The organism is Rosistilla carotiformis (assembly GCF_007753095.1).
In the GTDB taxonomy this organism is placed as follows: Bacteria; Planctomycetota; Planctomycetia; order Pirellulales; family Pirellulaceae; genus Rosistilla; species Rosistilla carotiformis.
Genome location: NZ_CP036348.1, coordinates 3,408,009 through 3,434,798, shown reverse-complemented (window position 1 = coordinate 3,434,798; position 26,790 = coordinate 3,408,009). Strand labels below are relative to the sequence as shown.

The following is a 26,790-nucleotide window of genomic DNA, read 5'->3' as shown; positions in this document are numbered from 1 at the left end:
TTTCGCCCTTTTAATCGTACAGCGGCGATAGACGATTTCCCGATAAGTGACCCTGAACCTACGTGTTTTTTAAACAAAGGAGTTGGAGATGAAGAAGGTATCGATTTACGACAAAGCGATGTGTTGTTCCACAGGAGTTTGCGGTCCGCAGGTCGACCCCGTGTTGCCTCGATTTGCTGCTGATTTGGACTGGTTGGCCGCTCAAGGGCACGAAGTCCACCGGTTCAACTTGGCTCAAAATCCCGCCGAGTTCGCAAACAACCCGAGCGTGCAACAGATGTTGACCGATGCGGGGATAGATTGCCTGCCGTTGGTCATCGTCGATGATCAGATCGTCAGTCGCGGCGAATACCCTTCACGTGACAACCTAGCGATGTGGACCGACACGCCGCTGAAGCGACCGGTTTCATTGCCCGTCAGCGGAGCCGGTGGGTGCTGTGGCGACACAGGCTGCTGTTAGGTTTTTCTTAATTTTGTCACGGGGAGCAGACATGGATTTCATCAAAGTACCGACGCGGAATTTGTTCTTTACCGGAAAAGGGGGCGTCGGCAAAACTTCGCTGGCTTCTGCGACGGCGGTGCATTTAGCGGATCGTGGCCATCGTGTGTTGTTGGTTTCCACCGATCCGGCCTCGAATCTCGACGAGGTGTTGGGAACGCCCTTGGGGAACGACCCCACCCCGGTGGCGGCGGTTCCCAATCTGTACGGGATGAATATCGATCCCGAAGCGGCGGCCACTGCCTACCGGGAACGGATGGTCGGCCCCTACCGTGGCGTGTTGCCCGATGCCGCGGTCAAGAGCATGGAGGAACAGTTTTCAGGTTCCTGCACGGTCGAGATTGCTGCGTTTGATGAATTTTCAAAATTACTGGGCGATCCAAGCGCGACCGCGGCGTTTGACCATGTGATCTTCGACACCGCTCCCACCGGGCACACATTGCGTCTGCTCACCTTACCGTCGGCTTGGTCGGGCTTCATGGAAACCAATACGTCGGGGACGTCATGCCTTGGTCCGTTGGCGGGACTGCAAGCGCAGCAAGCCATCTACCGACAAACGGTCGCCGCACTCAGCGATGCCAGTGTGACCACGCTGGTTTTGGTCGCCCGGCCGGAATCCTCAGCATTTAGCGAGGCGGCGCGAACAAGTGCCGAATTGCGGAAACTGGGGGTGACCAACCAACACTTGGTCATCAACGGAGTGTTTTGTAGCGAGGAGGCAAACGATGCGGTCGCGATGGCGTTGCAACAACGGGGCGAGGCGGCGATGGCCGGCATGCCCGCGGAAACCCAATCTCTTCCACAAACGATCGTGCCGTGGTCGTGGTCGGGACTGATGGGTATCGAAGCACTGCGTCGTATTGGCCAACCGACGGAAACGGATGCGTCCGCGGATCTACAAACCGCACCGATCGGCACCATCCCCAGCGGACTCGGATCGTTAGTCGATGAACTGGCACAAGCTGGGCACGGCGTGATTCTGGCGATGGGCAAGGGAGGGGTCGGCAAGACAACGATTGCCTCCGCCGTGGCGGTAGCGTTGGCCCAACGCGGATTGCCCGTTCATCTGTCGACCACCGATCCGGCGGCGCATCTGGCAGCGACGATGACGGCCGACGCGTTGCCAGGGCTGACGGTCGGACGGATCGATCCGGCGGCAGAAACGGAAGCCTACAAGGCGGAAGTCTTGCGAACCGCCGGTGAAAACCTGGATCCCGACGGCCTCGCACTGCTGGAAGAAGACCTCCGTTCCCCATGCACCGAAGAGGTCGCCGTCTTTCGCGCGTTTGCGAAAGCCGTCGCCGAAGGGACCGACCGATTTGTCGTGTTGGATACCGCGCCGACCGGACATACGGTTTTGTTGTTGGATGCCGCGATGGCCTATCATCGCGAAGTGACACGCCAAACCCAACAGATGCCCGAAGCGGTGCAGAACCTGTTGCCACGATTGCGAGATCCTCAGTTTACTCACGTATTGCTGGTCACGCTGCCCGAAGCGACCCCCGTCCACGAAGCGGCAACGCTGCAAGCAGATCTTCGTCGCGCTCAAATCGAACCGTTCGCGTGGGTGATCAATCAAAGCCTCGTGCCATTGGCGGTGACCGACGTCTCTTTGCGTCGTCGCCAACAACACGAACTGCGATTCATCCACGAGGTACAATCGGAGCACAGCCAACGACTGGCCTTGGTTCCGTGGCAGATCGAACCGCCCACGGGTGTTCAAGGTCTGGCTCGCTTAACGTCGGCGAACAACCCAAAACTTGAGTCCCCTGTTTCTCGCTAAGGTCTCCTGGACATGACGACAAAAACGAAGCTGCTGTTTCTGTGCACCGGAAATTCATGTCGCAGCCAGATGGCAGAAGGTTGGACGCGGCATTTTCACGGGGATTCGTTGGAAGTCTATTCGGCGGGGATCGAAGCACATGGCCTCAATCCCAACGCGGTGGCAGTGATGAGTGAGGCGGGAGTCGATATTTCGGGGCAGTCGTCCAAATTGGTCAGCTTGTTTTCCGACGTGCCATTGGACGTCGTGATCACGGTTTGTGGCCATGCCGACGAAAACTGCCCGATATTTCGAACCGAAGCCAAAGTGATTCACGTCGGTTTTGACGATCCCCCGAAACTTGCCCGCGAGGCGGCCAGTCCGGCGGAAGCGATGGGCCACTATCGCCGTGTCCGCGATGAGATCCGCGATTTTGTTCGCGATCGCCTGCGCTCAAGCATGGGCTAAACGACAGATCGGGAACGGCTCGTGGCTTGCCGATTGCCACCTCATTGGAAACAATCTTTTCGCCTGGCTGAATCCCCACGGGCCAAGCTGGCGAAGGCCGGATCGCGGGTTAGAATGGACGCAGCTATCTCCGGTGTGACGCCGCCTTCTTTTTCTCGCAGACTAGATTCGATTCATGGCCATTTCTGTTAAGTGCAAGTGCGGCAAGACATTAAATCTCAAGGATGAATTCGCTGGCAAGTCGATTCGTTGCCCTGGCTGCAAAGAAGTCTTAAAGGTTCCCGGCGGCGGTGCTGCGTCCGCGCAGCCTCCGCGTGCTGCGACGCCTCCACCGGCAGCTGCCAATCCGACGGCCTTTCCTGCGGCCGCCACGACTCCGGCCCCCGCGGGCGGCGTGGGATCGTTGTTCGATGATGAAGGGATCGCACAACTCACCGGCCCGGTTTGCATGGCGTGCGCAAAAGAAATGCGTCCCGGGACGGTCGTCTGCATGAACTGTGGATTTAACACCCAAACGGGTCAACGGGTCCAGGGCTTCACCGAATCGCAAGAAGCGGCGTCCGAATTCGGACACGCCGCGTTGGATGAAGCGGCGGCGCACATGCGTCGCGATGCGAAGGTTCAGCAACAGATCAGCGGAACCGGGATGCCGGTTTGGGTGCTGGCCACGATCCTGATGTGTTTGGGGGGACTGGCGGTGATGGGGGTCTTCGTCAGCAATGCGATCGCTGCTGAAGAAGGGGCCGATGGTTCGTCGCCGGTGCCGCGTGGAATGTTGCTGGTGATCCTGTTGTTCCTGCAGATCTGCAGCATGTTTTTCTGGATCAAGATCATGATCCATGGCTTCAAAGAATCCCCAATGCACGGTTTTTTGTCGTTGTTTATCGGCCTCTATGCCATGATCTACGCTTTCATGCGTCCGGAGATCCGCACCTACGGCTGGTCCTTGTTGACGGTATCGATCATCTGGTCAATTGTCTACTTTGGCGGCTTCGCTCTCCTGGGCGTGCTAGGGCTTGGTTAATCGGACCATTCGCTGCAAACACTATCTTTTCCCTGACGCTCAGGGTCGCCGGTCGAAAGGGTCGAAGGAGTCCGAAGGCATCCCAGGTTCGCTGGTACCTTCCCCCTTGCCCAAGGCTGAAAATCGATGTTTGTTAACGCGCCAGTACATTGGCATGAAGGAATGTTTCTGAGACCACAGCACTTTCAGATCTCCGAACGCAACATCCAAGATCAGATCCGCGACAACGTCCAATGGAACCGCCACTTCAGCTGGGGTCTGCGACGCTTCCGGCTCGACCCCACCGCCCTGGCAAACAACCGAATCGTCGTTTCCGAACTCGCGTTGCGGATGCGTGACGGTACCCTGGTGGCGTATCCCGAATCGGGCAGCCTACCGGAATTGGATCTGCGTCACGCGATGGTCGGCAAGCAAACGTTGACACTGTTTGCGGCGATTCCGAAACTGGAAACTGCCGCCGCATCCACTCGATATCGTGTCGAATCGCTCGATTTGGAAGACGCCAATTCCGGCCAGAACCCGCGTCCGATTCAGCTGCGTCGATTGAACGTTCGGTTGCTTTCCGACGCCGACGATCATGCCGGTTATTCCACGATGCCACTGTTGCGCGTTCGCCGCGCCGACCACGCTGAAGGAGCTCCCGAGCTGGACCGAACCTTCATTCCGCCGCTGCTGGCCGTGGATGCTTGGGCGACGCTGGAGCAAGAAATCGTCCGACCGGTGTTCGATCGAATCGGAAAAAAGTTGGATCTCGTTTCCAACCAAGTCGTTTCGCGGGGGATCACGTTCGATTCGACTTCGCAAGGCGATCGCATGATCCTGGAACAAATGCGGGTGATGAATGAGGCTTACGCAGAATTGAGCGTGCAGGCCTTCACGCCGGGGATCCATCCGTTGGAGGTTTTCCACCAGTTGTTGAGTTTCGTCGGCCGGATGGCGGTCTTTACCGCAGCACGCCGGGTACCGGATCTGCCGAAATACGATCACGATGATTTGGGCAGCTGCTTCTGGACGGCACGGCGGCTGGTCGATGGCGTCTTGGACGCAGTCATCGAAGCCGAATACAGCGAGCGGGCGTTTGTTGGAGCCGGGCAACGGGTGCAGGTTGCTTTGGAACCGGCTTGGTTGGAACCTGGCCAGCGTTTGTTCGTCGCCGTGGCTTCGTCGCTGCCGACGGAACAGACGCGGATGCTGGTCGAAAAACGCTTGGATATGAAGATTGGGGCCGGCAGCACCGTCGACGAACTGTATCGGTTAGGTCGCGCGGGGCTGCAGTTCAGCCACCACGCCGATCCGCCACGCTGCTTGCCGATGCGTCCTGGACGAGTCTTCTTCAGCGTCGACCCGAAAGCCTCGGTCGACCAATGGGCCGCCGTCGAACGTGGACTCTCGCTGGCCGTTCGCTTTAATGAGAATCTGATCGCAGGCGACGTGCAAAACCGCCGCGCGATCGACGTGGTGATCGATGGCCGACCCGCGACGTTGGAGTTTGTCCTGTACGTGGTCCCGCCGTCGGCGGTCTAATCGCCGCGGGATCCTGTAGCGGTTGCGACGACTGTGGCGCCCGCTAGCATTCCAATGGTGTTTGTTTCTCAGCCTGCCGATAAGTCCCGATGGACAAACAGACGAGGCTCAGGGATTCGGGCTTCCGAGGTTTTGGTATCGCCGTGCAACATGAGGTTGCCCGCTGCCACACGGAGGAACACAGTTATGGCCGAGCCTGTCGCCGCCCCTGAGGCGCCGCGGAGCATTCGACGCGACGTCGCTGCGATTGCCCTCGCTGCGTTCACGACGATCTTGGCTGTGTCGCTGTTCACCTTCGACCCCGCCGATCCGGTTGAACCTCCCGTCTGGCCTCTCAGTTCGCTGTACACTCCCGACGCGCTGGTCTTCCCGCAGAACGGTCGGATCACCAATGCCTGCGGTTATTGGGGAGCCATCTTGGCCGGGTCGCTATTGACCGGCGCCGGCGTCGGAGCCTGTCTTGTCGTTTCGGTGTTGGGTGGAACCGCAATCGCGATCCTGTTGCGCGGAGGTGTCTCGGCGCCGATGATGCGTTCGTTGGGATGGACGTTGGTGTTGTTGTCGCTGACGACCGGTGCTTCCCTTTCCCAGTTCGATCTGGCCCACATGCCGTTGGTCGGCGCCGGTGGCTATCTTGGCGCGATGAGTAGTGCTTGGCTGCGGCTGCATTTTGCATCGGCGGGTGCCTGGATCTTGACGTTCACCTGCCTGATGTTCGGTATGTTGATGGCGACCGACTACATCTTGGTCTATGCGACCGGGAAAGTCGCCAGCACCAGCGCAAAGACGTCGGTGGCCGGCCTACGTCAGGTGGGCAAAATCCTTCCCAAGAAATCCCTGCACGCCGGAACGCTACGCACCGACATCGACGATTCTAGCTACCTGGAAGGTGACGACGCGGACGAACCGCAGGACGAAGCGGAACCGGTATCGCAGCCAAGCGTACGGATTCGCGGTCGCAAGCCGGAGCAGTTGACGGCTGCGGACGATGTCGATGCGTTGGTCGAAACGGCACCAGAGATCGAAGCCGAAGTGGCCGAAGAACCGCAAGAGGTTGCCGAACCCGAAGCGCCCGAACCGCAGACCCGCGACATCGTGGTCGAGGACGAGACCGTCAACCTGCGCTTGGATCCGCCTCACGAAGAGACGCCCGATAAGCACGAATTGAAGGTCAAGACAAAACAGAATCGGAAACCGAATACCGATTCACTGTCCGACGCGATGCGGGAACAAATGCCCGAAGGGGCCGACGACTATCTGTTGCCTTCGGTTACGTTGTTGGATGAATCGGACGACATCTGCTACGACGATCAATTGGTCGAAGTCCGTCGCAAAGCTCGTCTGTTGGAACAAGCCTTCGCTGACTTCAACCTCAACGTCCGCGTCAAAGAGATCGAAACCGGTCCCGTGATCGCGCAGTACGAAGTCGAACTGGAAAAGGGCCTGCGATTAAACAAGATCACCGGCTTGGCCGACGACCTGGCGATCGCCCTGCGCGTGCCAACGGTTCGTATCGTCGCACCGATCCCAGGAAAAAACACGGTCGGAATCGAAGTTCCCAACGACACACGGCAGACCGTGCACTTGCGTGAAGTGATCGAAGAGTGCGCCGGTTCGGCGAACAAGATGAACATTCCGATCTTCTTGGGCAAAGACGTCTCGGGAAATCCGCTGACCGTCGATCTGGCCAAGATGCCTCACCTGTTGATCGCTGGCCGGACCGGTACCGGTAAAAGCGTTTGCTTGAACTCGATCATTACATCGATCCTGATGACACGACGTCCCGACGAGGTGCGGATGCTGATGATCGACCCTAAGATGGTCGAATTGTCCGGCTATGGACGGTTGCCCCACCTGATGCATCCGGTCGTGACCGACATGAAAAAGGCCGAAGCGATCCTGTCGTGGGCCGTCGACAAGATGGAGGAGAGGTACGCATTGTTGGCGAAAGTAGGCGTTCGACACATCAACGGCTACAACCAATTGGGACGCGAAGAACTGGAACGCCGCTTCCAACCCGAAGACGAAGAACAAGCGGCCAACATTCCCGATCATCTCCCGTTCATCGTCATCGTCGCGGACGAAATGGCTGACTTGATGATGACCAGCGGCAAAGATGCCGAAACGCACATCATTCGTTTGGCTCAGAAAAGTCGTGCCGTCGGCATCCACTTGATTCTCGCCACCCAAAAGCCAACGGTCGATGTTATCACCGGTCTGATCAAAAGTAACCTGCCAGCGAGGCTCTCATTCCAGGTCGCCAGCAGCAGCGATAGCCGCGTGGTTCTGGATGCCAACGGAGCGGACAAGCTGTTGGGCAACGGCGATATGTTATTCCTGTGGCCGGGAACCAGCACGATGATCCGTGGCCAGGGCACCTACCTCGGCGACGATGAAATCGATCGCGTGGTCGACCACTGCAGCATGACCGAGCAGAACTTTGTCGGCGAGCTGATGAATTTGAAGGTCAAGGACGAAGAAGGGGCCGCCGGTGGCGAAGAAAACGTCACCGCACTGCGCCGCCGCGACGACCTGTACGAGAGTGCAATCGAAGTCGTCCTCAACGAAGGGCGAGGCAGTTTGTCGTTGCTGCAACGTGCGTTGGGCATCGGCTACGGCCGCGCCGCTCGAATGATCGACTTCATGGCTGAAGACGGGATCGTCGGCCAATACAATGGCGCTCAGGCGAGGGAAGTCATCATCACCGCGTCGCAGTGGGAAGCGATGAAAAACGGAAGCGCGGAGGCTGGCGAACCGGCGAAACCAAAGAAGAAGGCCGCCAAACCGTTGCGAGCCGTGAGTGAGCCCAACGACTGGGACGACGATGCGGACCTCGACGACGACGAGATGGATGTCGTCTCGATGGATTACGAAGAAGAAACCGAAGATAGCTGGGAAACGTAATCCGACTGCCCATACGGGGCACGCGCATCACTTCACGCGTCCCCCGCCCCCCGAGCGACGATCGTGCAACGAAACTATCGATTGCAAACGCGTTGGAAGATCTCGCGATGCATGCGCTGATGGCTCTCACATTGTGCGATCAATGACTCGGAATCCCCGAATCCCAACAGGTAGACCAACTTGCCTAACATATCTTCGTCGGTTGGCAGATCATGTCGTTGAGGCGTATTTAACAGTCGCAGCGCCGATTCCACCCGCCGCAAGAACGCGTAACCATCCTCCAATTGATTCGCCGTTTCGCCATCCAGGATCGAAGCCCGCCGCAAGCTTTCGATAGCTCCCAGCGTACCCGGCACCAGCACCTCGGGATGTTGCGCCGCGTGCTGCAGTTGCAACATCTGCACGATCAATTCGACATCCATCGTGCCACCGGCAGACCGTTTCAGGTTCTTTGCCGAAGCATCGCACTGCGAGGCCTGCCGCAATTCCCAAACTTGATCGCGCAGGTCGGGTATTCCGCTCGCCTGATTCACGACTTCGCGGATCGATTGCATCGCGAGATTCCGCGCTTCGGGGGAACCGTAGATCGGGCGTGCCTTGCACAGCGACAACCGTTCCCAAAGCGTTCCCGATCCGCCGGCGAAATAGTGAACCAATTGAGCGAACGGAACAGCCAAGATGCTGCTGCCGCCACTGGGTCGCAGTTTCGTATCAACATGATACAGCCGGCCTTGCGGCGAGACGGCGTTAGCAAGTTGCGTGGCGCGTTGGCACAGTTGATTAAAGAAGTGATTGTTGGTGGTTCCTTCGCTGCGACCACCGCGGCGCGGCCGCGTATGTCCTTCGCTTTCATAAAGGAACATCAAATCCAGATCGCTGTGGTAGTTCGGTTCGCGTCCGCCCAATTTACCGACCGCAAGGATCACCAAATCGCACGGTCGACCGTCGCGGGTCTGCGGATCACCGAATCGCCGGGCCAAGACCTCGTATTGTTCTTGCACAATTCGATGGATGCAGATCTCCGCGCAATCGGCCAACGTTTGGTGCGTCGACTGGATGTCATCCTTCCCTAAAACGTCGCGAACGCCGACGCGCAGATGGACCGAATTGCGGAAGCTGAATAGAATCCGCGGCACGTCTTCGGCACCACGACACATCTCGGTCGCCAACGAATCGAGTTCTTCGTACGAAGGCAAACGGTTCAAGATCAAAGAATCCATCAATTCGTCGATCATGCCCGGATTACTGGTCAAAATCCCGATCAAATAAGGCCCAACCGCCGACAAGCGGACGACCATTTCTAGCGTCGCTGGAGCAAAGCTGGCCAGTTCCCACAACGCGCTCTTGCCACCCAACGAATCGCTCACCCGGACCATATTCTCCAAGGCGAGCGACGGATCGGGGGTTTTGGCGACCGACGCCAGCAAGCGTGGCGCGATCGCAGCCAGGAAGTGCCGGCAACGCCGCGTCGAAAGAAACGGAATCTTTTCGTTCGCCAGCTCCATCAACAACTGATAGGCCTGCTTCGGATCGGCGAATTCAAACGGCTGCAACGCTTCGGCGATCTGCTGATCGCTGGGATCGGGATCCAAAACCAATTCGGTCTCGATTGGCACCTGTTCTTCATCGCCGAAAGCATCGTGCAACAAATGGTCGAGGATCCGGCGATTGACCAACTGCATCTCGGCTAATTTGGCACCAAACGCCGCGACCGATTGCGGTCCGTCGGCATCGCGATACCCCATACGCCAACAGAACCGTGTCAGTTCGCGTGGGTCGCTGGGGATGGTATGCGTTTCCAAATCGAACATGATCTGCAGGTGATGTTCGACGCTTCGGAGGAATTTGTAGTTCTCCGACAACACCGTTGCTTCTTGCGGCGTCAGACAGCCAACCTGCTGTAACGCATCGATCGCGTTGAGGGTATTGCCCGTCCGCACCGGTTCCAGATCGGCGCCGTTGAGCAACTGCAGGAATTGGATGGAAAACTCGATATCGCGAATTCCCCCGTGCCCCGTTTTGACATTCCGCGCTTCGTCCCCCGCCCGTTTCGCTCGCTTTTCGATTCGCCGTTTGATGTGACGAATCCCGGCGATGTCGACGCGACTGAGAAAACGCCGATAGATCCATGGCTTCAAGGCCGACAGAAACTCGTGCCCCAAATCCAAGTCCCCTGCGATTGGTCGGGCTTTAATCAACGCTTGGCGATCCCAGGTCCGACCACTGGAATCGTAATAACGAATCGCCGACGCGATGTCCGAAACCGGCGGACCATTTTCGCCGTGGGGACGAATTCGAAGATCGACTCGATACGCCGACCCCAGTTCCGTCGGTTCGTCCAGCAATCGGATCACCATCCGCGTCAATCGCTCGAAGTATTCCGCAGCCGGAATCGATCGCGTGCCGTTGGTCTTTTCCGCTTCGTCACACAGGAACATCAGATCGATATCGCTGCTGTAATTCAATTCCGAACCGCCCAATTTCCCTAATGCCAGGACGACCAGACGGGCCCGTCTCCCATCGAGTCGCACGGGGAAACCGCGTGCATCTTCCAACAACCGTTGGGCCGCGATGACCGCCCCTTGGGTGATCGCATCGGCAAGGAAAGAGATCTGTTGGGTGACCCGTTCCAAAGGAGCTTCGCGAATGAAATCGCCGTACGCGATCCGTAGGGTTTCACGCTGCTTATAGACGCGCAACACCCGCATCACTCCTTCTTCATCCCGCGCCGTTGAAAGATCGCTCAACAGATCGTCGATCAGAACCTGATAGGCGACCGGTTGTCCATCGGTGATCCGAACCAGATCGAAAGAATCCGGAGCACGGACCAATTGATCGGCGAGATACTGACTGGTGGAAAAAATCCGCAGCAACGTTGGAAACGAACTGCGATCGCGTTCGAACAGCGCGACCAGGGACTGAGGGCTTCGCGAGGCGGCGATGAAACGATCCAAGTTCGCCAACGCGCTGTCGCGGTCGCTAGCGTCGGGTAGATGACTGGCCAGCTGGCTGCACAGAAATCCAAACATCTCGTCGTTCAGGCCGCCACGGCGGATCGAAGTGAGCGATTCCAAGCCCCGTTCCGAATCCTCGACTCCCAACGATTTCAGCCATTGAGCTGCCGCTTCGGGATCGGTCAGTTGATCGTTCTCATTGGTCAAAGACATGGAAAGCAAGGCCTCGGCGATCGGTTGCGTTTACCGCGAATTTCAGGCCATTGATTCTAGCATTCCGCTGCCCCGATGCCACGCGGGGCAAGCGGTCCTCCTTGGCAAAACCGCATTTGGTCCCCTTCCACTCCGCCACAGTCCGCCCCCTCGCCACGCGGCGAACGTACAAGCAGCTAGCATGTCCGGAAGAACCGTTGCAATCGAACCCCGGACGATCCCGGCACCGTGGAGACATTGAAAACGGATAATCCGTCATGGGCGAACGGGCGGCGGAAAGGTCGCCAGCGGTTCGCGGCATAGGCCAAACATCGATCGAACCGTTCGCGGCGCACCATGGAAACAGGGTTTTACCCATTGGTTGGGCTACGGCTAAACTGGATTTCTTAGCGGATTCCGGCTAGAATCCACTACCTTATCTAACGGGTGGTCAGGACTTTCTCTCCGCCATCAGTTTATACCCATCGGGAATCGGACCCGCGTTTTCACCGGGCAACGGCCTTGGGAATTGCACCATCGAACAGGGCGAAGTCTTTGCAATTTGAAGAAGCCTTCTCGAAAGCCCGCGACGGCGAAACAGAAGCTTTGGGCGGTCTGCTGGAGACCTACCGCAGCTACCTGCGCGTCTTGGCTGCTTCGCAGATCAGCCATCGACTGGGCCAACGCGTCAGCGCATCGGATATCGTGCAAGACACAATGCTTGCTGCCCATCGGGATTTTGGTGATTTTCGCGGCCAATCGTCGGAGCAGTTTTCGGCGTGGTTGCGAGTGATTCTGTCGCGGAACCTATTTCGCGCAATCGAACGCCACATGAAAGCGGACAAACGGGACGTCCGCCGCGAGGTATCGTTGGACCAAGTGGCTGGTTCGGTCGATTCGAGCGCCGCCGGACTCGCCAGTCTACTAGCTTCAGATCAATCGACGGCCAGCCGAATCGTCAGCCGTGGCGAGGAATCGCGTCGATTGGTCGACCTGTTGGATGAATTGCCCGAACATTACCAGCAAGTCATCATGTTGCGAAACTTTCAAGGGTTACGGTTCGATCAGGTCGCACTGGAAATGGGACGCACCGCCACCGCGACGCGATTGTTGTGGTTGCGGGCGTTGAAGAAACTGCGTGAGCTATACGAAGCGGAGGCGTCCGCCGGATGAGTCGCACCGAGAACTCAACAGCCGGGTTGGACGATCTGTCGGCCGCCGATCAAACGCTGTTGGTCGAACTGCTCGATCAATATTTGATCGCGAGCGAAGAGGGACGACAGCCCGATATCGAAACGATTGTTGCACAGCATCCGCACTTGGCGCGGCCGCTGCGCGACTACCTATCGGGCTTAAATCTGATCCAACAGGTCCACAACAGCCACGTCCAGCCTTCATTTTCCGAATCGGATCGCGCAAGCCGTTTGGTCGATTACGAACTAGGAGAGGAGATCGGACGCGGCGCGATGGGCATTGTCTATGCCGCGATCGACAAACGGAATCAACACCCGGTCGCCCTGAAAATCCTGGCCTTTGGTTCGTCGCTGAATGATGGATTGATCGAACGCTTTGCCCGCGAAGCCCGCGCCGCGCAATCGCTTTCCCATCCGAACATCGTTCCGGTTTATGACATCGGTTGCGACGAAGCGGTTCACTATTATTCGATGCAGCGGATCGATGGTGATTCATTGGACCAACACATCGCCGCTGCGCGCGCGCGCCGTCGCGATGCTGCCGATACCGCCAGTGGATCGCTACTGTCGGGCAACGATCGTTTCCGCCAAATCGCGTTGCGGTCCGCTGAAATTGCCGACGCGCTGCATCAAGCCCATCAAAACGGCATCGTTCACCGCGACATCAAACCTTCCAACGTGCTTCGTGATCGCGACGGCAAGCTCTGGCTGACCGATTTTGGGTTGGTCCGCATCCATCAAGAACAAAGCCTTACCAAGACGGGCGATCTGATCGGAACGTACCGCTACATGAGTCCCGAACAAGCGCGCGGACGAGTCGATCTGATCGGGCCCCACACCGATGTCTACGGCTTGGGGGCAACCCTTTATGAGATGTTAGCGCTGCGTCCGTTATTTCGGGGCGACGACAGTGCACGCCTACTAAGACGGATCGATCAAAACGCCCCCAAGCCCCCGAGTCATTGGGACCCACGTATTCCACGCGATCTCGAAACGATCGTCCTTAAAGCGATCCGTGCCGATCATACCCAACGGTATGCAACCGCAGCCGAATTCGCCGACGATCTGACGCGGTTCGCTCAAGGGCAACGAATCCACGCGCGCCGCGAAAGTTTGTGGATCCGCACGTCGCGGATTCTACGGCAACATGCACGCACGTTGGCGATGATCGCCGCCGGGCTGACGCTGTTGATTGCGATTGGGCTGGCGGCAACGACTTTTCGTTTTCGATCGACCGATCGCGTCGCGGGGTCTGCAAGCATCGATCCCACGCTGCGTCTGCAAGTGGCTCGTTTGCAACTGGCAGAGTTGGTGCAGGCCGACGGAACCGACGCCGCCACGGATACGAAATACCGCCAGTTGATCGATTTGCTGAACGTCGACGCGGGACGAATCGACGAAGCGCGATTGCGGTGTCGGGCGGAAAACCAGTGGGCCGCAGCTTGCCTAGCCCGTGCCGATTTGGCAACCGCCGAATTGCGGCTGCAACAAGCGGTCACGTCGGCCGAACGTCTGCCCGAAATGGATAACAACCGATTGGCAAAGGGGCTGACGCACGTGAACATGGCCCGGTTACGGGTCGCAAAAAACGAGCTGTCTGCGGCGCGAAACGAGCTGGCCCAGGCGCAATCGGCCCTCGCCCGGCCACCGGTGGCGAGTGCGGATGCTAGCAGCCAATTGATCGTTGCTCTCAATGACCTGTGCATGGAGTTCCATGACCACGGTGCCACCGACGCAGCAATCTCGGCAGCTGCCGATCTGAACCGAATGTGTGATTGGGACGATACGCGGACCGATCGTTCGTTGGCACAACTGCGTCAGGCATCGATCGCTCGAAATAATTTAGGGGCGTTGCTATTCGAAACGCACGACTTTTCTGCCAGCGCAAACGCCTACGACGATTCGATCGCTTTGTTCGAACGAATGCTCGAAACTTTCCCGTGGAACATGGAATTGCGTCGCGAATACGCCATCGCGCTCAACAATTTGGGCCGAGCTCAAGCGGCCAACGAAGCGCCGGACGCGGCGGAGGTGACGTTTCAACAGGCGATCGCGATTATCGATCCACTATCTCAATCCGACGACAAGGATGCGGAATTAGCGTATCAAGCCGGTGGCATTTGGAACAATTTGAGCGTATTGAAGCGTGGCCGCGGTGATCTGACGGGCGCTGATGCGGCGTTGTCGGAGGCCTTGAAACGCGCTCGACATGCGGTGGCTTTGCAACCTCAGGCGTTGCATTATCGCAGGGCATTGAACAAAATTGAACAGAACTTGAAGTCGGCACCGATCGTGGACCCCAACTTATGAAAAAGCCAGCTGCCAAAACTCGGCGTCCCTTTCGCATCGAATCGCTCGAATCGCGTTCGATGTTGGCAGGCGATGTGGTTTCGTTTGCCGATGGCTTGCTCGAATCCGATCGCCCCAACAACGTTCGACCTTTGGGAACGGTCGATGTGCGCGTTGCCGATTCGGTGATGACGTATGAAGTCTTCTCAGCGCGTGGCTTCCGCAGTGTTCCGCCATCGGACGCCCGACCTGATTGGCACAATCATCCCAATGGCAATGGGGCCGCAACCTATTCAGCGACGCCTCAATTCACGTTCGTCGCCCTACCGGAACTTCGCGCGCGTCTACTAACAAGCAATCCATCCCCCAACAACGTCCAAGCGGTGCAGTTCGACTGGAACGATTCGTTGTGGAATGGACCGCAAAGCCTCAATTCGTCCGGTTCGAAGCCGCTACCGGTTCATGCGGATTCGGGCTCGAGCTTGAACAACTCGGGGACCGAAGATGCGATGACCGAACAGGCATCGAATTCCGAAGCCGATTCCGAAGCGTCTCCAATCCACAGCGATGGCGACGCAACAGCCCACCCCGATCCCGTGGCGACGGCGACCCCCGTAGCGGACGACGACGCCTCCGACGGCCAAACCGCTGCCCGAATCGATCGAGCGATTCTTGAATGGAGCGAGGATGAAACGGGGGAATTTGTCGATGCCGAAACAGGGGGTGAGGGACGCGACTCCATCGCTTGGGATGCCCTGGACTGGTCGGAAAGCTTGCGAGCAATCGAACTCACCGGTTCGAAGTCATCCCCTTTCTCGGCACTCGGGGTCGATAAGCAGGATGGCTTTTTGCGATCGGATTACGCCGACATTCTTCGCGGTGAAAGCGACGCCGCACAACGATGGCAACATTGGCATAGAAGTGGCGACCGATTTGGCGATGCATTGGACCGCTGGATCGTTCAACCGAACAATGGCGATCGCTCATTCACTCAGATCGTCCACGACCAGATGATCGATCTTACCGCCGGCGCGACGACTGAACTCGTGGGGATGGCAATCTCGTATGGTGGCATGAACATGACTCAATTGTTTGTGGAAGCCGACGCGCAATCGCCTGGCGATGAAGGTCGCAACGATCCTAGCCAGCTTGCGATTGTTTTTGAATCGCTTGCCGCCACAAACCACTGGGCCTCGGCCGTTGGTGTCATTGCGGTCGCTTCATGTTTATCGCTACGGCGACGCACTCAGACGAACTCCGAAGCCGGTCAGCAGGCCTCCACCAGGCTTCATCCCTTGGGCCGCCGAAAGCGTGATGCGGAATCTCGCTAGGACCGCCCATCGATCCATGCACCGATAACTCGTTTGCGGTGGACCTCGTGAAGGTCCGACCGATCGGTGACGAAATGCACGCGCCCACACCAAGTTTCTCCCGCAGGACGGTGCCAGTGGCGTTCTGCCACACTATCTGTTCAAACGCCAAGATCTAGGAACAATGGTCGGATCGACAACCGATTCAGCCCCTTGAACTTCGGAGCGTTAGAGACCAATGGACGTTGAAATTCTCAGCCGATTGCAGTTCGCCGGCACGATCATGTTCCATTATCTGTTTCCGCCGTTGTCGATCGGCTTGGGGCTACAGCTGTTTCTGTGCGAACTGGCGTTCTATCGCACTCGCAATCCCGCCTGGGAAGCCGCCGCCCGCTTCTGGACCCGCGTCTTTGCCGTCAACTTTGCGATGGGCGTCGCCACCGGGATCGTGATGGAATTCGAATTCGGCACGAACTGGGCCGCCTACTCACGCTTTGTGGGCGATGTCTTCGGATCGGCATTGGCCGCCGAAGGGATCTTTGCGTTTTTTCTGGAGAGCGGCTTTTTGGCTGTACTCGTTTTCGGATGGGACCGCGTCGGCCCGAAGATGCACCTGTTCAGCACCCTGATGGTCTTTCTTGGCTCGGCGTTTAGCGCCGTCTGGATCGTCGTCGCCAACAGCTGGCAACAGACACCCGCTGGATACCACATCGTTTGGCATGACGTTCAGGGGGAACAGGTGCCGCGGGCGGAAGTAACCGATTTCTGGGCGATGGTCTTCAATCCCTCCTCCGTCGATCGGTTGACGCATACGTTGATCGGCGCCTTGGTCTTAGGAGCGTTTTTTGTCGCCTCGGTCTGTTCGTTTTATCTGCTTCGCGGCCGACACGACGCCGTCGCTCGGCGCTGTCTTTCGATCGCACTGCCGACGGCGCTGCTGTTCACTCTTTTAGCCGGGGCGACCGGCCACGATTCCGCTCAAAAGCTGGTCGAGACGCAGCCCGCCAAACTGGCCGCGATGGAAGCTCATTTTGAAACAAGCGAGGAACCAACGGGGCTGTATCTTTTCGGCTGGCCCGACGCGGCGAACAAGAAGGTTCACTTTGGCGTTCAGATCCCGCGATTGTTGAGTCTGATGGTCTACAACGACCCATCGCGCCCGGTTCCCGGAATGGATCAAATTCCCGAAGACGCTCGCCCGCCGGTCTGGCTTCCCTTTCAGACGTTCCACCTCATGGTCGGCATGGGGACTCTGATGATCATGGTCGCAGGGATGGCCTGTTGGTCTTGGTATCGAGGGACGTACGGAGAGCGCCGATGGCTGTTGTGGGCCGTCGTTCTGATGCCACTGGCAGCGATGACGGCCAATCAGGCGGGCTGGATCACGGCTGAAGTCGGACGGCAGCCGTGGGTCGTCTACCCATCGGTACAAAACGGCGTCGAGATGATGGGGATGCGGACTGCCGACGGGCTGAGCGAATCGGTGACGGCACAACAGGTGCTCAGTTCGATCATCCTGTTTGGAATCATCTATTCGCTATTGTTCGCCGTTTGGATCTTTGTACTGAACCAGAAGATCCAGCACGGCCCCGACTCCCCCGAGGAGTTGACCGACTACAAACGTCGCCACAAAGAGGAATCGATGTCCGACTCGATTCGCCACGGCGGTACAGCGTATGGTGGATCGTTAATGGATAAGGAGACGGGATGAGTTACGAACTGTTGACGTTTACCTGGTTTGTGTTGTTGGGCGTGTTGCTATGCGGCTACGCGATCCTCGATGGTTTCGACTTGGGCGTAGGAATCCTGCACCCGTTCATCGCCAAGGACGATCGCCAACGACGGTTGGTGATGAATTCGATCGGTCCGCTATGGGACGGCAACGAAGTCTGGTTGGTGACCTTTGGGGGTGCGTTATTCGCCGCCTTTCCAGTCGCCTACGCGACGGTCTTCAGCAGCTTTTACACTGCGTTTTTCCTGCTGTTAACCTGTCTGATCGGCCGCGCTGTCAGTCTCGAGTTTCGCTCCAAAGTGCAATCGGCCGCATGGCGTAAAACGTGGGATTTTGGTTTCTTCCTCTCCTCGCTTACCGCAGCGGCACTGCTGGGCGTGGCGGGCGGAAACGTGATGGCGGGAATGGAACTGGGACCGCGGTACGTCTACCAAGGAAGCCTGTTAAGCCAGATCTATTGGTACCCGTTGCTGATCGGAGCGTTAACGGTTTCGTTGTTCGCCATGCACGGGGCCATCTATTTGTATTTGAAAACCGAAGACGAACTGCAAGCACGTGTGCAACGGGCAATCCACCCATTGTTCCTCACCTTCGCGGGACTCTATGTCGTCGCTACGTTTGCGACGTGGTGGCACGTGCCGCATGCGACCGAGAACATCGCCAACTTCCCCGTGCTTTGGATCGTCCCCATTTTGAACGCTTTAGCAGTCCTCAACATCCCGCGGGCGATGCATCTGAATCGGCCAGGATACGCGTTTTTCTCGTCGGCCATGGTGATCTTGGCTTTTGCGGCGTTGTTCAGCGTTGCCATCTTTCCGAACCTGATGCTTTCGACAATCGATCCGGCCTACAGCGTGACTCTGGATAATGCTCGGAGCAGCCAAGCCACCTTGGGAACCATGCTGATCATTGCGGCGATCGGAATCCCTTGTGTGCTCAGCTACACCGTGATCATCTACTGGATCTTCCATGGCAAAGTAAAATTGGACCCAAACAGTTACTGATCCGCGAGTCAGGGTCTGATTTCAGTAGCGGCCACGTTGGCACATGCGTTCAGCCGAAAGGGCGATCCGCCGTTGCAAAGTCACAGCATCGGTGGAAGCAACATCCAGTTGGTTTTCGCGTACGAAGCGTAATCAGGGTATCTGCGGCTCAGAAAAACTTCCTCTCGCTTCGCCTTGACGATCAACACGCACAACAGCACCAGCAGTGCAGCGCCCTTCCAGAGAGTCGGCGGAGCCAACGCCAGGCCGACACAGAACAGCAGCAGCGCCGTGTACATCGGATGTCGCACCCACCGGTACGGGCCTGATACGGCTAAGACTCCGCCAGCTTTCGGCTGAGGCAAAACACGAAAATTGCGTCTGCCCAGCGAACGCGATGCCGCGACATGCAAGACGATCCCTGCCACACAGACCAGCAATGCCGCTGCGTTGTCCCGATCGATACGCAACGAAAAGATCAGAAGCGTTGGTACCAGGAACTGGACGAAAACGAGCCCCCGGTCGAGTGCTGAGACACCACTTGCGGATGCGTCGGCGGCTTCCGATGCGCTCGCACGATCCCGCCCTTGTTTCGCCTTCGCCATCGTATAAATCAGCCCTCGTTTTTGGGCCGTTGCTGCCAGGCGGCGACGATCTGTTGGATCGTCTCTTCCAAACTGACGGTGATATCCCAGCTGGGATAATCGGCTCGCATCTTGCTCAGGTCGCTGTAGTAGCAGATATGATCGCCGATCCGATTTTCATCGCTGTAGGTGTATTGCTGTTGGCGTCCGGTGAATCGCTCGGTGATCTGGAACGCTTCGAGGATCGAACAACTGTTCGCCTTTCCGCCACCGATATTGTAGACCTCCGCAACACGAGGCGTCTCGATAAACGCCGCGATAAATCGCGCGACGTCTTCGCTGTGGATGTTGTCGCGAACCTGTTTACCTTTGTACCCAAACACGGTGTACGGTTTGCCTTCCAGATTGCACTTCACTAGATAGCTGAGGAAACCGTGGAGTTCGACGCCCGTATGATTGGGACCGGTCAAGCAACCGCCGCGAAGACAGCAGGTGGGCATGTTGAAGTAGCGACCATACTCTTGAACCATCACGTCGGCCGCGACTTTCGAAGCTCCGAAAAGCGAATGTTTGGATTGGTCGATCGAGAAGGTTTCGGGAATCCCGCCAGCATACGCTGGGTCGGCGTAGTCCCAGCGGGTTTCCAGTTCTTGCAACGCAATCGTGTTGGGACGATCGCCATAAACCTTGTTCGTCGACATGTGGGCAAACGGCGCTTCGGGACACGCTTGTCGCGTCGCTTCCAACAGATTCAACGTCCCCACGGCGTTGGTGTCAAAATCGTCGAAGGGGATCGCTGCGGCGCGGTCATGGCTGGGTTGAGCTGCGGTATGCACGATCGCATCGGGCCGAACCTCTCGAACCAGCGCCAGAACGCCTTCTCGGTCCCGGATATCGACTTCGTGATGTTCGAATCCGTCGATCTTATTCGCCAGTCGTTGCTGGTTCCAACGCGTGTCCCCTTGAGGTCCAAAAAAGACGGCGCGTTGATTGTTGTCGACCCCGTGGATCTTCCAGCCTGCAGAGGCGAAGTACATACAGACTTCGGAGCCGATCAAGCCAGAGGATCCAGTAACCAGTAATTTTTTCATCGTGCTAAATGTCGTGGTATACAATGGTTAGTGATTCGCGGCAGAACCGGAATGGCTCAATGGTGTTGACGCAATGCGTTCAGGTCGTGCTCGACCATCAACGCAGCGAGTTCGGGGGCTTTGGTATGCGGCTGCCAGTCGAGCGTTTCGATTGCGTGGTTGGGATTGCCCACTAAACGGTGAGACTCCGCCGGTCGCATGTACCGCGGGTCTGTCTGCACATAATCGCGCCATTCCAGGTCGACCGCCCCAAAGGCAGCTTCTAAAAATTCGCCCAACGTGTGACTCTTCCCCGTCGCGATCACATAATCGTCGGGCGTATCGTGCTGCAAAATTTTCCAGAAGGCTTCGACGTACTCCGGTGCGTAGCCCCAGTCGCGCTGCGCGTCGAGGTTGCCGAGGGTCAACGTTTTCTGCAAGCCAAGTTTGATTCGAGCGGCTGCCAATGAGATCTTCCGCGTCACGAAACTCTCGCCACGGCGAGGTGATTCGTGGTTAAAGCAGATCGCATTACAAGCAAAGAAGCCAAACGAGTCGCGGTAGACGCGAATCATTTGGGTTGCGAATGCTTTGGCAACACCGTAGGGAGAGACCGGGTTCATCGGAGTCGATTCATGTTGAGGAGAATCGGCTGGACGACCAAAAATTTCACTACTGCTGATCTGCATCATTCGCGGTCGCTCGGGCAGATCGCGAAGCAGCTCCAACAAGCGAAGCGTTCCCATCGCGGTAAATTCGCAGGTCGATTCGGGAATCTCAAAGCTGGCCCCCACATGGCTCTGCCCCGCCAAATGATAGACCTCGCTCGGCTGGATTTTCAGCAGCAGACGCCGAATCGTCGTCGTGTCATCGATGTCGGCGTAGTGCAAAAACAACTTCTGGTTGTAGATCGTCGGATCACCAAACAAATGTTCCAACCGCGTGCGCACCGTATTGCTGGATCGGCGAACCAGCCCATGCACCTCATAGCCTTTGGAAAGCAATAACTCCGCCAAATAGCTGCCATCTTGTCCCGAAATGCCAGTAATCAATGCTTTCCGCATACGTTCATCCAATCCTTCGGGATCGTCGATCCAGTGTTTACGGTCGTCTAACAAACGAGGCAGCATACCGAGAAAACCGAGTGGCATCAATCAGCATTGAGGCGTCGCCTGCCCATGGGACTTTGGCTCAAGCTTTCTGCCCCAGTCGATCCATCCTGTAATCACCCGATAGGATGTCCTGCCACCACGAAGCGTTCTCCAAGTACCAGCGAACGGTCTTTCCAAATCCGCTGGCAAAGTCTTCGGCGGGGCGCCAATCGAGTTCGCGAGCGATCTTCGACGCGTCGATCGCATAACGTAGATCGTGCCCGGGGCGATCGGTCACGAACCGAATGTTCTCTTCATATCGCTTGCCATCGGCCGCCGGTTGCAATTCATCCAACAGACCGCACAGCATCTTCACTAGATCAAGGTTCGTACGTTCGTTGTTGCCGCCAATGTTGTAAGTCTCCCCAACGGTGCCTTTCTGTAGCACGCGGGTCAGCGCCCGACAATGATCTTCGACGTACAGCCAGTCGCGTATGTTTTCGCCTCGCCCGTACACCGGAATCAGCTCACCTTGCAAACACTTCAAGATGACAACTGGAATCAATTTCTCGGGGAATTGGTAGGGGCCATAATTGTTCGAGCAATTAGTGACCAAGACGGGCAGGCCATAGGTATCGTGCCACGCGCGCGCCATGTGATCGGACGAAGCCTTGCTAGCCGAATAGGGAGAGTGGGGATCGTAGGGAGTCGTTTCACAGAACCCCGGATCGTCCATGCTCAACGAACCAAAGACCTCGTCGGTCGAAACATGCAAAAAACGGAAGTCGTCGCGGCGCGGCGATTCCATCTGTTGGTAGTGGTTCAGACTGGCATGCAACAGATGGTAGGTGCCGACGACATTCGTTTGAATGAAGTCGCCGGGGGAGTCGATCGACCGGTCGACATGACTCTCCGCCGCTAGATGCATCACGCTATCGGGATCGTGTTCCACAAAGACAGTCTTGACAGCCTGTGCATCGCACAAATCAACTTGCACAAACCGATAGCGGGCGTCCTGTTGGACATCGGCTAGCGAAGCCAAGTTTCCCGCGTAGGTCAATTTATCGAGATTGATAACTTCATGATCGGTTTCGGCAAGCAAATGACGAACGAGATTGGATCCGATAAACCCCGCGCCACCGGTAACAAGTATTTTCATAGTATCTCGTAAAAATCATGCAGCGGTGGTCGCGATGGTAACACCGCCGCGTCGAATGGAAATTGCGGGGATCGATTGTCGAAACGCATGCCGACTTTCACATAAACATCGTCGTTCGCAATCTTGGCAACGTCAACGGTGTGCCGGGGCAGGAGACGGAATCTCAGCAAGTTTAACCGGCAACATTCGATTTCAACCTCCTCGAAACGAACGTTCCAAAATTTGTCGGATCTGCTCGGCTGCGAAACCATCACCATACGGGTTTTCCAATCCGCTGCGACGCGTGAATTCACCAGCATCGCGTAACAAAAGGTCCGATTCGGCAAAGATCCGATCGGGATCGGTGCCAACCAAACGGCATGTTCCCGCCACAATCCCTTCGGGCCGCTCGGTCGTCTCGCGCGTCACCAGCACCGGCTTGCCCAAGCTGGGCGCCTCTTCCTGAACTCCGCCACTATCGCTCAGCAGGAACGTGCAGCGATCCATCAACCAGACGAAGTCTTGATAGCCAGCAGGTTCGATCAATTCGATGCGGTCGTGGTCCCCCAGCAACTGCATCACGGGCTCTCGAACACGTGGGTTCAGGTGCACAGGAAACAAAATCCCCACGTCGGGATGCTCCGTCACAACCCGCAGAATGCCTTCACACATTTTTACGAAACCGGGACCATGCGACTCGCGTCGATGCCCGGTGACGAGAATCCAACGACTGTCGTCGTCGTCGAGAAACTGCCCAGCAAACGCTTCGCTGATTCCAACCCGACGCGCGACATCGGACGCGTCGATCGCCGCGTCCTGCAACTTGCCGCGAATCCACAGCAGCGCATCGACGACCGTGTTGCCCGTGACAAAACACTTCGCTTCGTCGATCCGTTCGGCGACCAGATGTGCACGGCTTGGGGGCGTCGGACAAAAATGCCACTGGGCGATCGGAGCGACCAGCCGCCGGTTCATTTCTTCGGGCCAGGGGTTGAGTGGATTGTGAGTCCTCAGCCCCGCTTCGACATGCCCGACCGGGATGCCCGCATAAAATGCCGCAAGCGAGGTGGCGAACACAGTGGTCGTGTCCCCTTGGACCAAGACCGCCGCAGGACGAGATTCGACCAAGTATTCATGGACGCGCGAGATCACGCGACTGGTGATGTCAGCAAGCGTCTGCCCCGGCTGCATCAGATTCAGATCGTGGTCGGGAGCCAACGAAAACGAAGCCAAAGCTTGGTCGAGCATCTCGCGGTGCTGGCCGGTCGATAAGAGCACCGGACGCAACGACTCCGATTTCTGCAGCGCGAAATAGACCGGAGCCATCTTGATCGCTTCGGGCCGCGTGCCGACGACAATGCAGATGTTTGAGACGTTCAAATAAGTTTCGTAGTTTCGAGACAATCGATGTGGAACTAAGATCCGGGCCCGTCGATTCGCAATGTTAGAACGCAATAAGCGCGGGACGTTATGATTCGTCAGTAGGGCAATGTTTGACCATCGATTGCGAGCTTGACAAATCTTTCAATTTCGTCGGCTCCACCTCCCCAAACGAGCCCAGCAAGTTCTTTCAGTTTGAGCATATTGATCCGAGCGTGTGTCGTTTCCACGATACCTTCAAAATCAACCGCATCTTGGCGTTTCTTACGCGCCTCGCGATGCGGTGAGACGAGCGCGGCATATTTTGAAACAATTGCCGCTTCGATCGCGGGATAGCGATGCTTTGACTTAGGATCTTCAATTACGCAATCACTCAAGATCATGGATTGAAACGGACTCCACGGCAGCATCCAATCGATTACGGGTACCAGTTGACCTTCATGGTCAGTTTCTGCCGGATCCTGAAACCGGACAACTTGTGAAAGTTGCCGGACCTGCAGGGTCGGCCAGCGTCGACCGATCGCCTTCATCGCCTTCTTCTTTTGACTGTAGGGGATCATCACATCGACAACTTGGGTGGCCCGTGGTTGCGACAGGTAGCCGACGTAACCGTACAGCCCCATCAAAACCCAATTGGTGACCTCCGCATCCTTCAAACACTCCATCACTTCTTGGGGAAGAACGTTCAGCGATTCAGGCCTGTATTGGTTTCGAAAAGCAGTCGTCAACCAAGCACTTTTGCGAATCCCATAAGCGTGCCCACAGGGCCCCGACAGATCGGTCTCATCAACTCCTTGAAAACCGTCCTGAGCCCACATCGCCGCGTGCCGAGCGGCGAGAAACTCAGGGCTCGAAGGATCAGCGGCCAGTGCCATGGGCTTTCACGTCGAACGAGGAATTAGCCAAGAATTTGGAGTCGGCTATTATACCATACCTCGTAATGTCAGGCATGCCGTATTGCTCGCAATTCAGGGTAAATAGGTGTCTGTGCACAGGCAAATCCGCCGGTATGCACGAGCGACCGAATGGTACCTCGAATTTGCAGATGGTTTCGCCCATCGACGCGCTACCTAACCGCTATCCCGACAAATGAAGCTCCTCCCACGGTGGCTACACTAGCACAGCTTTCCAATCGCGTGGACTTCAAAACCGAGTTCCGTCAGGTTGCTGTGTTGCAACAGATTCCGGCCGTCGAACAAGAACGCGGGCTTCTGCATCGCGTCGTAGACCTTCTTGTAATCGAGCTCTTTGAACTCGTCCCATTCGGTCAGCAATGCCACGCCGTGCGCTCCCTCGGCCGCCGCCAAGGCGCTGTCGGCAACGGTCACATTCTCGTCGATCAGCTTTTCGAAATCGCCGCCATAGCGCGACGGATCGTTTTGCATCACGTATGCTAATTCACTTTTGATCTGTTCGAGGCCAACCTTCGGATCGTAGATCGTCAACTGAGCTCGCTCTTCCAACAGGTCGCGACAAACGTAGATCGCCGCACTCTCGCGCGTGTCGTTGGTATCTTTCTTGAACGCGAATCCCCAGACAGCGATCCGTTTGTTGCTGACGGTATTGAACATCGTCTTGACGATTCGCCGCGTGAACCGCTGCTTTTGGTAGTCGTTCATCTGAACCACCTGTTCCCAATACGCAGCGACTTCGGGCAAGCCAAAGTGTTCGCACAGGTAAACCAAGTTCAGGATATCCTTTTGGAAGCAGGAGCCGCCAAAGCCGACGGAGGCCTTCAGGAACTTGGGACCGATCCGCGAATCGGTGCCGATCGCCGAAGCGACCTCGTCGACATCCGCTTCGGTCGCTTCGCACAGCGCGCTGATCGCGTTGATGCTGCTGACGCGTTGAGCCAAGAAGGCGTTGGCGGTCAGTTTCGACAACTCGCTGCTCCACAGATTGGTTGTCAGAATCTGTGCCCGAGGCACCCAGCGACCGTAGACATCGACAAGAGTTTGAACCGCGTCGCGCGATTCACCACCGATCAAGACGCGGTCGGGAGCCAATAGATCTTCGACCGCGGTCCCCTCGGCAAGGAACTCGGGATTGCTGAGCACATCAAACGAAACACCCGGCCGCGCCGATGACGCAAGAATCCGCTTAACCGCTTCGGCGGTTCGCACTGGCAGCGTCGATTTTTCGACAATGATCTTATGTCCGCTGTCGGAATGCTCGGCGATCATTCGCGCACAGCGCTCGACAAACTCCAGATTCGCAGCCCGTCCAGCCCCGATGCCGTAGGTCTTTGTCGGCGTGTTGACGCTGATAAAGATCATCTGGGCGTCGCGGATACTTTCGGCAACGTTCGTCGAGAAAAAGAGATTGCGGCCCCGCGCCTCTTCAACCACCTCTTGCAGACCGGGTTCGTAGATCGGCAGCTTATCGCTGTTCCATGCATCGATCCGAGCTTGGTTGATGTCGACCACCGTCACACGGATGTCTGGGCACTGTTTGGCGATCATCGCCATCGTGGGACCACCGACGTACCCCGCGCCAATGCAACAAATACTCAGTTTTTCAGCCGCACTCATGAGCAAATCCCAACTCGTTATCGCAATGTGTTTCTAAAGGCTTGATGCCCGACGGTTCGTGCTCCGCCCCTCGACTCGCACAGGCACGCCACGCTTGCACTCGCAACCGCGAAGCCGGAAAGCGTTATATGTTATTTGCCCAGTTCTCGCGATCCAGTGCAT

General features: G+C 57.2%; 19 protein-coding genes. 11 read left to right on the top strand and 8 right to left on the bottom strand.

The genetic code is table 11. The features are described from left to right. The first annotated feature begins 88 nt into the window (after positions 1-88). From arsD to Poly24_RS12415, 6 genes are all read left to right on the top strand, one after another. Positions 89-460, top strand: a complete 372-nt coding sequence (gene arsD, locus Poly24_RS12440) for an arsenite efflux transporter metallochaperone ArsD (RefSeq protein WP_145095426.1) — start codon at positions 89-91, stop codon at positions 458-460. Positions 461-491: 31 nt separating this feature from the next. Then, positions 492-2,282 carry an arsenical pump-driving ATPase gene (arsA, locus tag Poly24_RS12435; protein WP_145095423.1) on the top strand — a complete coding sequence of 597 codons (1,791 nt, stop codon included), beginning with the start codon at positions 492-494 and terminating at the stop codon, positions 2,280-2,282. A 12-nt stretch (positions 2,283-2,294) separates the two neighbouring features. Next, a complete protein-coding gene (locus Poly24_RS12430) occupies positions 2,295-2,729 on the top strand; it encodes an arsenate reductase ArsC (protein ID WP_145095419.1) in 435 nt (144 codons plus the stop codon). A gap of 175 nt (positions 2,730-2,904) precedes the next feature. After that, entirely contained in the window at positions 2,905-3,753 is an 849-nt protein-coding gene (locus tag Poly24_RS12425) for a hypothetical protein (protein WP_145095416.1), read from the top strand. Between the two features lie 126 nt (positions 3,754-3,879). Continuing rightward, on the top strand, positions 3,880-5,277 hold the full coding sequence (gene tssK / locus Poly24_RS12420) for a type VI secretion system baseplate subunit TssK (RefSeq protein ID WP_145095412.1): 1,398 nt from the start codon (positions 3,880-3,882) through the stop codon (positions 5,275-5,277). Between the two features lie 186 nt (positions 5,278-5,463). After that, the gene (locus Poly24_RS12415) at positions 5,464-8,181 is read left to right on the top strand and encodes a DNA translocase FtsK (protein ID WP_145095409.1); all 2,718 of its coding nucleotides are present in this window, start codon (positions 5,464-5,466) and stop codon (positions 8,179-8,181) included. Between the two features lie 74 nt (positions 8,182-8,255). Here the strand turns inward: Poly24_RS12415 and glnE are convergent, their stop codons facing one another. Beyond that, positions 8,256-11,348 carry a bifunctional [glutamate--ammonia ligase]-adenylyl-L-tyrosine phosphorylase/[glutamate--ammonia-ligase] adenylyltransferase gene (glnE, locus tag Poly24_RS12410; protein ID WP_145095406.1) on the bottom strand — a complete coding sequence of 1,031 codons (3,093 nt, stop codon included), beginning with the start codon at positions 11,346-11,348 and terminating at the stop codon, positions 8,256-8,258. 534 nt (positions 11,349-11,882) lie between these two features. On the opposite strand from glnE, the gene Poly24_RS12405 reads away from it, so the two are divergent. The 5 genes from Poly24_RS12405 (at position 11,883) to cydB (ending at position 18,855) form a co-directional block, all read left to right on the top strand. Continuing rightward, positions 11,883-12,500, top strand: coding sequence for a sigma-70 family RNA polymerase sigma factor (locus Poly24_RS12405; RefSeq protein WP_197452529.1), 618 nt, complete (start codon positions 11,883-11,885; stop codon positions 12,498-12,500). Then, positions 12,497-14,830 (top strand): serine/threonine-protein kinase, encoded by a 2,334-nt coding sequence (locus Poly24_RS12400; RefSeq protein ID WP_145095400.1) that lies wholly within the window; start codon positions 12,497-12,499, stop codon positions 14,828-14,830. Before Poly24_RS12405 ends, Poly24_RS12400 begins: the two co-directional genes overlap by 4 nt. Then, positions 14,827-16,140, top strand: coding sequence for a hypothetical protein (locus Poly24_RS12395; RefSeq protein ID WP_145095397.1), 1,314 nt, complete (start codon positions 14,827-14,829; stop codon positions 16,138-16,140). The genes Poly24_RS12400 and Poly24_RS12395 overlap by 4 nt, the downstream gene beginning before the upstream one ends. A 217-nt stretch (positions 16,141-16,357) precedes the next feature. Then, positions 16,358-17,830 carry a cytochrome ubiquinol oxidase subunit I gene (locus Poly24_RS12390; protein WP_145095394.1) on the top strand — a complete coding sequence of 491 codons (1,473 nt, stop codon included), beginning with the start codon at positions 16,358-16,360 and terminating at the stop codon, positions 17,828-17,830. Continuing rightward, positions 17,827-18,855 (top strand): cytochrome d ubiquinol oxidase subunit II, encoded by a 1,029-nt coding sequence (gene cydB / locus Poly24_RS12385; RefSeq protein ID WP_145095391.1) that lies wholly within the window; start codon positions 17,827-17,829, stop codon positions 18,853-18,855. The genes Poly24_RS12390 and cydB overlap by 4 nt, the downstream gene beginning before the upstream one ends. A gap of 80 nt (positions 18,856-18,935) precedes the next feature. Here the strand turns inward: cydB and Poly24_RS12380 are convergent, their stop codons facing one another. From Poly24_RS12380 to Poly24_RS12350, 7 genes are all read right to left on the bottom strand, one after another. Next, positions 18,936-19,439 (bottom strand): methyltransferase family protein, encoded by a 504-nt coding sequence (locus tag Poly24_RS12380; protein WP_145095387.1) that lies wholly within the window; start codon positions 19,437-19,439, stop codon positions 18,936-18,938. An 8-nt stretch (positions 19,440-19,447) separates the two neighbouring features. Next, a complete protein-coding gene (locus tag Poly24_RS12375; RefSeq protein ID WP_145095384.1) occupies positions 19,448-20,509 on the bottom strand; it encodes an NAD-dependent epimerase/dehydratase family protein in 1,062 nt (353 codons plus the stop codon). A 56-nt stretch (positions 20,510-20,565) separates the two neighbouring features. Beyond that, positions 20,566-21,552, bottom strand: a complete 987-nt coding sequence (locus Poly24_RS12370; RefSeq protein WP_145102852.1) for a GDP-mannose 4,6-dehydratase — start codon at positions 21,550-21,552, stop codon at positions 20,566-20,568. A 127-nt stretch (positions 21,553-21,679) separates the two neighbouring features. After that, on the bottom strand, positions 21,680-22,738 hold the full coding sequence (rfbB, locus tag Poly24_RS12365; RefSeq protein ID WP_145095381.1) for a dTDP-glucose 4,6-dehydratase: 1,059 nt from the start codon (positions 22,736-22,738) through the stop codon (positions 21,680-21,682). 192 nt (positions 22,739-22,930) lie between these two features. After that, positions 22,931-24,121, bottom strand: coding sequence for a non-hydrolyzing UDP-N-acetylglucosamine 2-epimerase (gene wecB, locus Poly24_RS12360; RefSeq protein ID WP_261343111.1), 1,191 nt, complete (start codon positions 24,119-24,121; stop codon positions 22,931-22,933). A 74-nt stretch (positions 24,122-24,195) separates the two neighbouring features. After that, positions 24,196-24,972 (bottom strand): hypothetical protein, encoded by a 777-nt coding sequence (locus tag Poly24_RS12355; RefSeq protein ID WP_145095378.1) that lies wholly within the window; start codon positions 24,970-24,972, stop codon positions 24,196-24,198. A gap of 240 nt (positions 24,973-25,212) precedes the next feature. Further along, a complete protein-coding gene (locus Poly24_RS12350; protein ID WP_145095375.1) occupies positions 25,213-26,628 on the bottom strand; it encodes a UDP-glucose 6-dehydrogenase in 1,416 nt (471 codons plus the stop codon). Positions 26,629-26,790: the final 162 nt, after the last annotated feature.